The 13,407-nt window shown below is 50.2% G+C and carries 11 protein-coding genes and 1 tRNA gene; all 12 read left to right on the top strand.

All coding sequences use genetic code 11. The features are described 5' to 3' along the window. Positions 1–42 precede the first annotated feature (42 nt). Positions 43–118, top strand: a tRNA-Trp gene (locus AC3B8H_RS12645). Positions 119–155: 37 nt separating this feature from the next. Further along, positions 156–536, top strand: a complete 381-nt coding sequence (gene secE / locus AC3B8H_RS12640) for a preprotein translocase subunit SecE (RefSeq protein WP_488441923.1) — start codon at positions 156–158, stop codon at positions 534–536. Then, positions 537–1,070 carry a transcription termination/antitermination protein NusG gene (gene nusG / locus AC3B8H_RS12635; protein WP_064023908.1) on the top strand — a complete coding sequence of 178 codons (534 nt, stop codon included), beginning with the start codon at positions 537–539 and terminating at the stop codon, positions 1,068–1,070. Between the two features lie 101 nt (positions 1,071–1,171). Beyond that, complete coding sequence (rplK, locus tag AC3B8H_RS12630; protein WP_064023907.1) at positions 1,172–1,603, top strand: 50S ribosomal protein L11; 432 nt, start codon at positions 1,172–1,174, stop codon at positions 1,601–1,603. Beyond that, entirely contained in the window at positions 1,603–2,298 is a 696-nt protein-coding gene (rplA, locus tag AC3B8H_RS12625; protein WP_488441922.1) for a 50S ribosomal protein L1, read from the top strand. The genes rplK and rplA overlap by 1 nt, the downstream gene beginning before the upstream one ends. Positions 2,299–2,479: 181 nt before the next feature. Then, positions 2,480–2,974 (top strand): 50S ribosomal protein L10, encoded by a 495-nt coding sequence (rplJ, locus tag AC3B8H_RS12620; protein WP_488441921.1) that lies wholly within the window; start codon positions 2,480–2,482, stop codon positions 2,972–2,974. A gap of 47 nt (positions 2,975–3,021) precedes the next feature. Next, positions 3,022–3,393: a 50S ribosomal protein L7/L12 gene (gene rplL / locus AC3B8H_RS12615; RefSeq protein WP_488441920.1), complete on the top strand. Its 372-nt coding sequence runs from the start codon at positions 3,022–3,024 to the stop codon at positions 3,391–3,393. Between the two features lie 129 nt (positions 3,394–3,522). Continuing rightward, positions 3,523–7,599 (top strand): DNA-directed RNA polymerase subunit beta, encoded by a 4,077-nt coding sequence (gene rpoB, locus AC3B8H_RS12610; RefSeq protein ID WP_488441919.1) that lies wholly within the window; start codon positions 3,523–3,525, stop codon positions 7,597–7,599. Between the two features lie 69 nt (positions 7,600–7,668). Further along, positions 7,669–11,868 (top strand): DNA-directed RNA polymerase subunit beta', encoded by a 4,200-nt coding sequence (gene rpoC / locus AC3B8H_RS12605; RefSeq protein WP_488441924.1) that lies wholly within the window; start codon positions 7,669–7,671, stop codon positions 11,866–11,868. 145 nt (positions 11,869–12,013) lie between these two features. Then, positions 12,014–12,388 carry a 30S ribosomal protein S12 gene (gene rpsL, locus AC3B8H_RS12600; RefSeq protein ID WP_013820393.1) on the top strand — a complete coding sequence of 125 codons (375 nt, stop codon included), beginning with the start codon at positions 12,014–12,016 and terminating at the stop codon, positions 12,386–12,388. Between the two features lie 13 nt (positions 12,389–12,401). Next, positions 12,402–12,872 carry a 30S ribosomal protein S7 gene (gene rpsG, locus AC3B8H_RS12595; protein ID WP_488441918.1) on the top strand — a complete coding sequence of 157 codons (471 nt, stop codon included), beginning with the start codon at positions 12,402–12,404 and terminating at the stop codon, positions 12,870–12,872. A 25-nt stretch (positions 12,873–12,897) separates the two neighbouring features. Then, positions 12,898–13,407 (top strand): GTP-binding protein (locus AC3B8H_RS12590; protein ID WP_488441917.1); only part of this gene is annotated, 510 nt, incomplete at its 3' end.

Here is a 13,407-nt window from a genome sequence, read left to right as displayed (position 1 = left end):
ATAAGTCGCCGTTAGGTGGCTGCACAATGAGTTCTCTGGAATAGGTCAGTAGTTCAATTGGTAGAGCAGCGGTCTCCAAAACCGCAAGTTGGGGGTTCGAGTCCCTCCTGGCCTGCCACCCAGAGTCCCCTTCTTAATTTATCTTTAGTCGACCAATGAACGCACAAGCAGAAGAGGCTACTTCGGTAGGCGATATAGTAAAGCTGGCTTTATCACTAGCTGTAGTGCTGGTTGGCATCGTTGCGTTTTATTATTTTTCGGATTTTCAGCTGCTGTATCGGGTTCTCGGGTTGGTTGCGCTAATTGCAGGATCGGTTGCAATTTCGTTTACCACCGCGAAGGGTAGGGAGTTTTGGGCGTTTATGCTTGAGGCGAAGCAGGAATTTAAGCGCATTGTATGGCCAACTCGCGACGAAGCAGTCAGGACCACGTTGATGGTGTTCCTGATGGTGTTCATTGTCGGTTTGATACTGTGGTTGCTTGATATGTTCCTGTTTTGGGGTGTTCAGCTTTTGATGAATCTGGGGATTAAGTAAATGGCGCTACGTTGGTATGTGGTTCACGCCTATTCAAACTTTGAAAACAAAGTCAAGCAAGCCCTGGAAGAGAGAATCAAGCGCGAAGGGTTGAGCGAGTATTTCGGAAAGATTTTGGTTCCGACCGAAGAGGTCGTCGAAATGCGGATGGGCCAGCAGCGTAAAAGCGAGCGCAAATTTTTTCCAGGTTACGTTTTGGTGCAGATGGAATTGAACGACGAGACATGGCATCTCGTTAGAAATGTGCCTCGTGTCTTGGGTTTTATCGGTGGCGCCTCGGATAAGCCCTCACCTATTTCAGACAAGGAAGCGATGGCAATACTCAGTAGAGTTGAAGAAGGCGTAAACAAGCCTCGGCCGAAAGTTTTATTTGAAGTTGGCGAAGTGGTGCGAATCGTTGATGGACCGTTCAAGGATTTCAATGGAAGCATCGAAGAAGTCAATTACGAGAAGAGCCGGTTGCGGGTATCGGTCTTGATTTTCGGAAGGTCTACTCCTGTTGAATTAGAGTTCGGACAGGTTGAAAAAGTCTAATTTTTGCATTGAGAGTTTATGCAAATCCCTGTCGCCGAGGTGACAGGGATTTTTGTTTGTTGGGGAGCTGGAAAGCGCTAATACCCGTTTAGGAGTAAAAAATGGCAAAAAAAATTGATTCGTACATCAAGTTACAGGTAAAAGCGGGCGAGGCAAATCCAAGTCCACCGGTAGGGCCTGCGCTTGGTCAGCGCGGTGTTAACATCATGGAGTTTTGCAAGGCGTTTAATGCCCGCACGCAAGAGGTTGAAAAAGGTTTGCCGCTTCCTGTTGTAATAACAGTTTATAGCGATAAGAGCTTCACATTTATTACTAAAACACCACCAGCTTCGATTTTGCTAAAAAAAGCGGTTGGAATCAAAAGCGGTAGCAGTAAGCCGAATTCCAATAAAGTCGGCACCGTCACGCGCGAACAACTCGAAGAAATTGCCAAAACTAAAATGGAAGATTTGAATGCGGCCGATATGGAAGGGGCTATTAAAACAATCGCAGGTAGCGCTCGTAGCATGGGTTTGAACGTGGAGGGCGTGTAATGGCTAAAATCACAAAACGTGCAAAAGCAATTAAAGAAAAAGTTTCGAGAAATAAACAGTACAGTATTTCAGAAGCTATCAGTTTGCTAAAAGAATTCGCCAATAGCAAGTTCGACGAATCAGTCGATATTAGTGTTAATCTCGGCGTCGATCCCAGAAAATCCGATCAAAATGTTCGTGGCGCTTCCGTGTTGCCGAATGGGACTGGCAAAACCGTAAGAGTAGCGGTTTTTACGCAAGGCCCAAATGCCGACGCTGCAAAAGAAGCCGGCGCGGATATTGTAGGTATGGATGATTTGGCGGAACAAGTTAAACGCGGCGAAATGAATTTCGATGTAGTCATTGCATCGCCTGACGCGATGAGGGTCGTTGGACAGCTGGGTCAAATTCTGGGTCCAAGAGGCTTAATGCCAAACCCGAAGGTTGGCACCGTGACGCCGGATGTTGTTACTGCCGTGAAAAACGCAAAATCCGGTCAAGTTAGATACCGCACCGATAAGGCTGGCATTATTCATTGCTCGATTGGTAAGGTTTCATTCGACGAACTGGCAATTAAACAAAATCTGGAATTTTTGATTGCCGACCTTAAAAAAGCTAAGCCGACTGCCGCGAAGGGCGTTTATCTGAAAAAGATTTCCTTGTCTTCGACAATGGGCCCAGGCCTGTCTATCGACCAGAGTAGCGTCGATATCTAAACAAATTCACGACTTTGGGTTGCCGGTTAACGGCAACCGTCAAAGACCGTAGGGGCGTAAGCTTAATCATCCTACGCAGACGGAAGCTGGAACCATCGATGGTGAAAGGGACCGTAAGGAGCATCGTAAAGATGCGTTTTATAGTTTCTGATATGACATCGGAAAATACTTGGAGAAATATGTGGCACTCAATTTAGATGGCAAAAAAGTTGTCGTAGAGGAAGTTGCTGAATTCGCCGCCAAAGCTCACTCCGCCGTTGCCGCGGAATATCGTGGACTGACAGTTACCCAGTTGACCAAGTTGCGTAAAACCGCGCGAGAAACCGGCGTTTATCTGCGGGTCGTCAAAAACACATTAGCTAAACGCGCCGTTTCTGGGACTGAATTTGAATGTATGCAGGATGGTTTAGTCGGGCCGCTGATCCTGGCATTTTCAATGGAAGATCCAGGTGCCGCCGCGCGGTTGGTGAGCGAATTCGCGAAAGAAAACAATAAGCTGGTTGCGAAGGTTGTTGCGATCGGTGGTCAAGCGTTTGATGGTTCCGAGCTGGAACGTTTGGCCAGACTGCCGACTCGCGATCAGGGCATCAGTATGCTGATGTCGGTTATGAAAGCGCCCGTTGAAAAACTCGCCAGAACCCTGGCGGCTATCAGAGACGAGAGAGAAGCTGCATAACTATCGCCTTAACCAGTTAATTAGTATTAAATTTAGAGGAATTAAGAATGGCAATCTCAAAAGAAGATATTTTGGAAGCAGTCGCGAATATGACTGTCATGGAAATCGTTGATTTGATTTCTGCAATGGAAGAAAAATTCGGTGTATCCGCGGCTGCGGCTGTGGCGATAGCTGCTCCTGCTGCGGCGGCGGCTGTTGTTGAAGAACAAACTGAGTTCGACGTAATTTTGACCGGCTTCGGCGAAAACAAAGTCGCGGTCATTAAAGCGGTGCGCGGATTGACAGGTTTGGGCTTGAAAGAAGCAAAAGACGCTGTCGAAGGCGCCCCTACGACTCTCAAGGAAGCTGTCAACAAAGCAGAAGCGGAAGCCGCCAAGAAAGAACTGGAAGACGCCGGCGCAACTGTCGAAATCAAATAATTATTTCGACAGCACCTTGGGCAGCGAATGCCCAGCAAACCGGGCTGGCGGTATTTTACCGCCGGCCTTTTACTGTTTGTAAAACAAACGGTAGTAAATCATCCCTGACGACGAAGGTATAGAAGCAATATGGCCTATTCTTTTACCGAAAAAAAGCGCATCCGTAATAACTTTGGGAAAGGTTCGGAAGTACTCGAAGTTCCCTATCTTTTAGCAACACAGATTGATTCTTACGCAAATTTTTTGCAGTTGGGTGCGGACCCCGAAAAAAGACGCAATCAAGGATTACATGCTGCATTTTCGAGTGTATTTCCAGTGGTTAGCCACTCAGGATACGCGGTTCTGGAATATGTCAAGTATCGTTTGGGTGAGCCGGCGTTCGACGTCAGAGAGTGTCAGCAACGAGGCGCCACATTCTCAGCTCCATTGCGAGTAATGGTTCGCTTGGTGATATACGATAAGGACGCACCGGCCAACACCAAAGTCGTGAAAGATATTCGCGAGCAAGAAGTCTACATGGGTGAGTTGCCATTGATGACCGAAAACGGCACGTTTGTTATCAATGGGACCGAGCGCGTCATCGTGTCGCAATTGCATCGTTCGCCTGGGGTGTTTTTCGACCACGATAAAGGTAAAACTCATTCTTCCGGTAAATTGCTGTTTAACGCGCGGGTGATCCCTTATCGCGGCTCTTGGTTGGATTTCGAGTTCGACCACAAGGATGCGGTTTACGTGCGTATCGACCGCCGCAGAAAGATTCCTGCAACGATCTTGTTACGTGCCTTGGGTTACGACAACGAAGAAATGATTCAAATTTTCTTCGATACCAATAAATTTTCGTTGAGCGCCGATAAATTCATGTTCCACGTCATTCCGGAAAGATTGCGTGGCGAGATGGCGGTGTTTGACATCAAGCATGATGGAAAGGTGCTGATTGAGGAAGGTCGGCGCATTACCGCGAAACACGTTCGACAACTAGAGAAATCCGGCGTTACCGAGATTGAGGTGCCGCGCGACTATTTGTTCGGGAAGATCCTTGGCCACAACGTGGTAGACACATCCTCAGGTGAATTGTTAGCAAGCGTTAACGACGAATTGACTGAGAACTTGTTGCAAAAATTGATAGATGCCGGTGTCAGCCAGATCAACACCTTGTACGTGAATGATTTGGACAGGGGCCCTTATATTTCCAACTCGATGCGTCTGGATACGACCACCAATCGCTTGGAGGCTTTGGTGGAAATTTATCGGATGATGCGCCCGGGTGAACCACCCACGGTTGAATCCGCCGAGAACCTGTTCGAAAACCTGTTTTTCACCGATGAGCGTTACGATTTGTCGGCAGTCGGCCGGATGAAATTTAATCGGCGCTTGGGGCGAGAAGAAATCATCGGTACAGGTACGTTGAGCAAGGAAGATATTATTGACGTATTAAAGGAGCTGATCAAAATCCGCAACGGTAACGGTATCGTCGATGATATCGATCACTTAGGCAATCGGCGGGTACGCTCGGTGGGCGAAATGATTGAAAATCAATTTCGGATTGGCTTGGTCCGAGTCGAGCGGGCGGTTCGAGAGCGCTTGACATTGGCTGACTCCGAAGGGCTGATGCCTCAGGAAATCATCAATGCCAAACCCGTCTCCGCCGCGGTAAAAGAGTTTTTTGGCTCAAGCCAATTGTCCCAGTTTATGGATCAAAACAACCCGCTGTCCCAAGTCACCCATAAGCGCAGGGTGTCGGCATTGGGTCCGGGTGGTTTGGCCAGGGAGCGCGCCGGTTTTGAGGTCCGCGACGTTCATACCACACACTATGGTCGGGTTTGCCCGATTGAAACACCTGAAGGACCGAATATCGGTTTGATCAATTCGCTGTCGGTCTATGCCAGAACCAACGAATACGGTTTTCTTGAGACGCCATACCGTAAAGTGGTCAACGGCATGGTGACCGATCAAGTCGATTATATTTCGGCTATCGAGGAAGGCGAGTATGTGATTGCCCAATCCAGTGTCGCGGTTGACGAACACGGCAAGCTGGTCGAGGGCTTGGTATCTTGCCGCTATAAAGACGAATTTACGCTGGCCTCATCCGACACGGTGCAATACATGGACGTGTCGTCCAAACAGATCGTTTCGGTGGCGGCATCGATTATTCCGTTCTTGGAACATGACGACGCTAACCGGGCGCTGATGGGTTCCAACATGCAGCGACAAGCGGTTCCGACCTTGCGAGCGGAGAAGCCGTTAGTCGGTACCGGAATGGAGCGTGTCGTCGCGAAGGATTCCGGGGTAACCGTTGTAGCGACTCGTGGCGGTCGTATCGAAGCGGTTGACGCGGCCCGGATTGTGGTGAGAGCCAATGATGACGAAACCGTCGCCGGCGTACCGGGTGTCGATATTTACAATTTAATTAAATACACCCGCTCTAACCAAAACACCTGCATAAACCAGAAGCCTCTGGTCAAGCTCGGCGATATTGTGAATAAGGGTGACATCCTCGCCGACGGTCCTTCGACCGACTTGGGTGAGTTGGCTTTAGGGCAGAACATGCTGATAGCTTTCATGCCTTGGAATGGCTACAACTTCGAAGATTCGATCCTGGTCTCCGAGCGCGTGGTCAAGGAAGACCGGTTTACAACGATCCATATCGAAGAGAAAACTTGCGTTGCCCGGGAAACCAAGCACGCGCCCGAAGAAATCACCGCCGATATTCCGAATGTCAGCGAAGAGGCGCTATCCAAACTGGATGAGTCCGGCATCGTGTATGTCGGGGCCGAAGTTAAAGGCGGCGACATTCTGGTTGGTAAAGTGACTCCCAAGGGCGAAACTCAATTGACGCCGGAAGAAAAGCTATTGCGAGCCATTTTCGGCGAAAAGGCGGCCGACGTGAAAGATACCTCGTTGAGAGTGCCGGGTAACGTTCGGGGAACCGTCATCGACGTGCAAGTGTTTACTCGCGACGGGGTTAAGAAGGACAAGCGGGCTCTGGAAATCGAAGAAGCCGAAATCAAGCGCTACCGTAAAGACTTGGACGACCAATTGAAAATCGTTGAGCACGATATTTTCGCCCGGGTCAAAGCCATGCTGGTTGGCAAGAAGGCTGAAAAAGGGCCGAACGGTCTGAAAAAAGGCGAGGAAATCGTCCGCGATTATCTGGATGGTCTGGTCCCTTCGGAGTTGATGAAAATCAAGACTCAGGACGAGGATATCAATGTTCAGTTGGAAACGATAGCCGAGCATATCGAACAGCAACGCAAGGAATTCGACGAACGTTTCGAACAGAAAAAGAAAAAAATCACGATGGGTGACGACTTGGCGCCAGGCGTGCTGAAAATGGTCAAAGTCTATTTGGCTGTCAAAAAGCGTATTCAGCCCGGCGACAAGATGGCGGGCCGCCACGGTAACAAAGGGGTTATCTCCCAAATCGTACCGATCGAAGACATGCCTTATACCGCGGATGGCAATCCTATCGACATCTTGTTAAACCCGTTGGGCGTACCTTCGCGGATGAACGTCGGACAGGTATTGGAAACCCATTTGGGCTGGGCGTCCAAGGGGTTGGGCATCAAGATCGGCAAAATGCTGGAAGCCCAGGCCAAAGTCGTTGAAATTCGGGGTTATCTCGAAAAAATCTATAACTGTAGCGGACGGAAGGAAGATCTGGATTCGTTCTCCGATAAAGAAGTTTTGGAGTTGGCGGCCAATTTGGTGGGGGGCGTGCCAATGGCAACGCCGGTATTCGATGGCGCTTCCGAAGAGGATATCCGTGAAATGTTGCGCCTAGCCGATCTGCCCGAACACGGGCAAACTCGGTTATACGACGGATTGACTGGCGAACCGTTCGAACGCGAAGTGACTGTCGGTTACATGTACATGCTTAAACTGAACCACTTGGTTGACGACAAAATGCACGCGCGTTCGACCGGTCCTTACAGTTTGGTCACGCAGCAGCCGCTGGGGGGCAAGGCGCAATTCGGCGGTCAACGTTTTGGAGAAATGGAGGTATGGGCTCTGGAAGCATATGGCGCCGCTTATACCCTCCAGGAAATGTTGACCGTGAAATCCGACGATGTTACCGGTCGTACCCGTATGTATAAAAATATCGTTGACGGAAACCATTCGATGGAGGCAGGAATGCCGGAATCGTTCAACGTTTTGGTCAAGGAAATACGTTCGCTCGGCGTTAACATTGAAATGGAACAAGAGTAATCGGGCTCTGGATTTGGTTCTGGACAACATCGGATAACAATTAAAGAGGATAAGCTCTTGAAAGATTTAATGAATTTTTTAAAACGTCAAGGTCGTACCGAAGACTTCGACGCTATCCGCATTGGTTTGGCTTCTCCCGACATGATCCGTTCATGGTCGTACGGAGAAGTTAAAAAGCCCGAAACAATCAATTACCGTACGTTTAAGCCAGAGCGTGACGGCTTGTTTTGCGCCAAAATTTTCGGTCCAATCAGCGATTACGAATGCTTATGCGGTAAATACAAGCGCTTGAAGCACCGTGGCGTCATTTGCGAAAAGTGCGGCGTTGAAGTGACGCTGTCCAAGGTTCGCCGCGAACGGATGGGTCATATCGATCTGGCGAGCCCCGTTGCGCACATTTGGTTCCTGAAGTCCCTGCCGTCGCGTATTGCGTTGTTGCTGGATATGACTCTGCGTTCGATAGAGCGCGTGCTGTATTTCGAGACATTCGTCGTCACCGATCCCGGCATGTCGCCGCTGGAGAAAGGTCAGTTACTGACCGACGAAGAGTATCTGAATGCGATGGAAGAGCATGGTGATGATTTTGTCGCCAAAATGGGTGCCGAAGCGATCTATGACCTGTTGAAATCCATCGACTTGAAAGACGAAATCAACAAGTTGAAGGAAGAGATCAATTCGACCAATTCCGACACCAAGATTAAAAAGTATTCTAAGCGGCTGAAGGTCATCGATTCTCTGTTGGCGTCCAATAATCGCCCGGAATGGATGATCATGACCGTGTTGCCGGTGCTGCCGCCCGAGTTGCGTCCGCTGGTGCCGTTGGACGGCGGTCGTTTCGCGACTTCCGACTTGAATGATCTGTACCGCCGCGTCATCAACCGGAATAACCGCTTGACCCGCTTGCTGGACCTGAATGCGCCGGACATCATTGTTCGCAACGAAAAGCGAATGCTGCAAGAAGCCGTTGATGCCTTGCTGGATAACGGCCGCCGGGGTCGGGCCATTACCGGTAGCAACCGGCGCCCGCTGAAATCGCTGGCCGATATGATCAAGGGCAAGCAAGGTCGCTTCCGCCAAAATTTGTTGGGCAAACGGGTCGACTATTCGGGCCGGTCGGTGATCGTGGTGGGGCCGACGCTAAGATTACACCAGTGCGGTTTGCCGAAGAAAATGGCGTTGGAACTGTTCAAGCCTTTCATATTCAGCAAACTGCAGCTGCGCGGTTTGGCAACCACGATTAAGGCCGCCAAAAAAATGGTCGAGCGCGAAGGCGCCGAGGTATGGGATATTCTCGAAGAGGTGATTCGCGAACATCCGGTGTTGTTAAACCGGGCTCCGACTCTCCACCGTTTGGGCATTCAAGCGTTCGAACCGACGCTGATCGAAGGCAAGGCAATCCAATTGCACCCCTTGGTCTGTAGCGCGTTCAACGCCGACTTCGACGGCGACCAAATGGCCGTGCATATTCCGTTGTCCATTGAAGCGCAGTTGGAAGCGCGGACTCTGATGATGGCAACTAACAACATTTTGTCGCCGGCTAACGGCGAGCCGGTGATCAATCCGTCGCAAGACGTTGTTTTGGGACTGTATTACATTAGCCGCGAAAAAATTAACGCCGTCGGCGAGGGTAGCGTATTTACCGATTTGGCTGAAGTGATGAAAGCGTTGGACGCCAAAACGGTCGAATTGCAAACCAAAATCCAGGTCAGAATTACCGAAAAATTGAAGAATGCCGACGGCGAATGGGAAAGCATCACCAGCCGTAAACAAACGACGGTCGGTCGCGCGCTGATTTGGGAAATCGCGCCCGATGGCATGCCGTACGAGCTGATTAACGTCGATATGACCAAGAAAAACATTTCGCGGTTAATTAACTATAGCTACCGTTATTTAGGGATAAAAGAAACCGTCATTCTCGCCGACCAAATCATGTACTTGGGTTTCAAATACGCGACCAGAGCGGGCGTTTCGTTTGGTATCGAGGATATGGAAATTCCGGCCAAGAAGGCCGATATCATTCGGTCCGCCGAAGCGGAAGTTAACGAAATTCAAAATCAATACGCGTCAGGTTTGGTGACCGACGGCGAACGCTACAACAAGGTCGTCGACATTTGGTCACGGGCTAACGATCAAGTCGCGAAAGTGATGATGGAAGGCTTGGGCGAAGATGAGGTGGTCGACGCGCAAGGGAATAACGTCAAGCAAAAATCGTTCAACTCGATTTTCATGATGGCCGAATCCGGCGCGCGGGGTTCCGCCGCCCAGATTCGACAATTGGCGGGGATGCGCGGTTTGATGGCGAAGCCTGATGGCTCGATTATCGAAACGCCGATTACCGCGAACTTCCGCGAAGGTCTGGACGTACTGCAGTACTTCATCTCGACGCACGGCGCTCGTAAAGGGTTAGCGGATACCGCGTTGAAAACCGCGAATTCCGGGTATTTGACCCGGCGTCTGGTAGATGTTGCGCAGGATTTAGTGATCGCTGAACTGGATTGCGGCACCCAAAATGGATTGACCATGACGCCAATCATTGAAGGTGGCGATGTAGTCGAGCCATTGGTTGACCGGGTGCTGGGCCGCGTGGCGGCAGTTGATGTCACCGACGCTTCCGGTTCGAAAGTGCTGATTCCGGCCGGGACGATGATCGACGAAAATCTGGTCACGGTCTTGGAAGAAAACGGCGTCGATAAAATGCTGGTTCGTTCGGTCATTACCTGCGAATCTCGGGTTGGTGTTTGTGCCAAGTGTTACGGTCGTGATTTGGGGCGTGGGCATCTGGTCAACAGTGGCGAGGCAATAGGCGTCGTCGCCGCGCAATCGATCGGCGAGCCGGGTACTCAATTGACGATGCGGACCTTCCACATCGGTGGCGCAGCCTCTAGGTCCGCGGCTGTTAGCAATGTGCAGGTTAAATCCAGCGGTACCGCAAAACTGAATAATCTTAAGACTGTTAGAAACCGCGAAAACAACCTGGTGGCGGTATCCCGTTCCGGTGAGGTTGGCGTGATGGACGATTACGGCCGCGAAAGAGAGCGCTATAAAATTCCTTACGGCGCGGTTCTTTCTGTTGATGACGGCGGGCGCGTCAGCGCCGGGGATATTATCGTTAACTGGGATCCACACACTCATCCGGTTATAACCGAAGTGGATGGCTTTATTCAGCTTATTGATTTCATCGACGGTATCACGGTTCAGGAGCAATCGGACGAAGTTACCGGTTTGACGTCGCGCGTGGTTACAGATCCTAAGCAACGAAGTACTGCTGGTAAGGAATTGCGGCCTATGGTTCGGTTGATAGACGACCAAGGCGGGCAAATTAACTTGCCTGGAACAGATATTCCAGCTCAATACTTCTTGCCCGCTGGCGCAATTGTGGGGGTTAAGGATGGCGGCGAAGTGAAAGTTGGTGACGTATTGGCTCGTATACCCCAGGAGTCAAGTAAGACTCGAGATATCACGGGCGGCTTGCCGCGCGTTGCCGACTTGTTCGAAGCCAGGAAAACCAAGGATCCGGCTATTTTGGCGGAAGCCACCGGTATGGTTTCGTTTGGGAAAGAGACTAAGGGCAAGCAAAGGGTCATTATTACCGATGCCGAGGGCGAGCAGTACGAAACACTAATTCCTAAGTGGCGCCATATCACGGTATTCGAGGGCGAGTTTGTTGAAAAGGGCGAAACTATTGCCGAAGGTGAATTGACTCCGCATGATATTCTGCGTTTGCGAGGTATCGAGGAGTTGTCCGACTATCTCGTTAAGGAAATTCAGGATGTTTATCGTCTGCAAGGCGTAAAAATCAACGATAAACATATTGAGGCTATTATTCGGCAAATGCTTAGGAAGGTCGAAATTACCGCTTCCGGCGACACCGATTTTGTTAAAGGTGAGCAGGTGGAGCGAGTATTGGTCAATATTGTTAACGAACAAGCGGAAAAAGAAGGAAAGATTCCCGCGAGCTATGACTCCTTGCTGCTGGGGATTACCAAGGCATCATTGGCGACTGAGTCATTTATATCCGCCGCATCTTTCCAAGAAACCACTAGAGTGTTGACCGATGCCGCAGTACGAGGTATCAGCGATAGCCTGAATGGACTGAAGGAGAATGTGATCGTTGGTCGTTTAATTCCAGCGGGTACAGGGTTGGCCTATCACGAGCAAAGGCGCAAAAAGCGACATGCCGATTTGGCGAACGGGTTGGAATCCGGCATGTCTTCAGTCGAAGTTGTAGATGTTGAGGAAGCACTGAAGCAGGCCTTGAATGTAGAATAACTCTAGTAAAAAAGCTTGACCTTACAATGATCTGCGGGTATTATGCTCTGCTCACATCAGCCAAGCGATTTGGGTGGGGCAATGCTATCCAGTTAGGCGACTAATTGTATTGCTTATTAACATTGCATATTTGGAGTAGTTAAGAATGGCCACGATCAATCAGTTGGTCCGTAAGCCTCGTGCTAAAAAAATTGAAAAAACCAATGTGCCTGCGTTGGAAGCTTGCCCGCAAAGACGCGGCGTTTGTACTCGTGTTTACACGACAACACCTAAGAAGCCTAACTCAGCGTTGCGGAAGGTTGCTAGGGTGCGGTTAACCAACGGAGCCGAGGTAAGTAGTTACATTGGCGGCGAGGGGCATAATTTGCAGGAGCACTCGGTGGTTCTGATTCGTGGTGGCAGGGTCAAGGATTTGCCTGGCGTCCGGTATCACGTTGTGCGGGGAAGCTTGGATACTTCAGGCGTAAAGGATAGAAAGTGCGGGCGTTCAAAGTATGGCGCCAAGCGGCCTAAGAAATAAAGGTTGATAAACAATGTCTAGAAGAAGAGTTGCGGCAAAAAGACCGGTAAATCCCGATCCGCGGTTTGGTAGCGATATGCTGTCCAAATTCATGAATATGATCATGGTGGACGGTAAAAAATCTGTTGCTGAGAAAATCGTATATGGCGCATTGGATGTAATTGAGCTTAAAGGGCACAAAGAGTCGCTGGAGCTCGTTGCAAAGGCGCTTGAAAATGTTCAGCCTAGAGTTGAAGTGAAGTCCCGGCGTGTAGGGGGGGCAACCTATCAGGTGCCGGTGGAGGTGCGTCCGGCGCGCAGATTGGCGTTGTCAATGCGTTGGCTGATCGACGCGGCTCGGAAGCGTAATGAGCGGACTATGGCCGCGAAACTGGCTGGCGAGTTGTTGGATGCGTCCGAAGGTCGTGGCGCGGCTGCTAAGAAGCGGGAAGACACTCATAGAATGGCTGAAGCGAACAAGGCTTTTGCTCACTATCGCTGGTAGGGGTTGATGCCTTCGGGGTATTAGAGTGGCTCGCAAAACGCCGATAGAGCGCTATCGGAACATAGGCATAATGGCCCACATCGATGCGGGCAAAACCACCACTACTGAACGAGTTCTGTTTTACACGGGGGTTTCGCACAAGATTGGCGAAGTGCATGATGGCGCTGCTACCATGGATTGGATGGCTCAAGAGCAGGAGCGAGGCATCACTATTACGTCTGCAGCGACAACATGCTTTTGGTCTGGCATGTGGAAGCAGCACGCAGAGCACAGGATAAATATTATCGACACGCCTGGTCACGTCGACTTTACGATTGAAGTCGAGCGATCTCTCAGGGTTCTGGACGGGGCTTGTGCTGTGTTTTGTGCGGTGGGTGGTGTGGAGCCTCAGTCCGAGACGGTCTGGCGACAAGCTAATAAATACCATGTTCCCCGTTTGGTGTTCGTCAACAAGATGGACCGCACCGGGGCTGACTTCTATCGGGTGCTGGCCCAGATTAAGAGTCGCTTAGGAAATGCTGTGGTTGCTATGCAG

This window comes from Methylomonas sp. BG-2, assembly GCF_057766305.1.
Note: the sequence above shows the minus strand (reverse complement) of the source record. Positions and strands in the feature narration are given on the sequence as shown.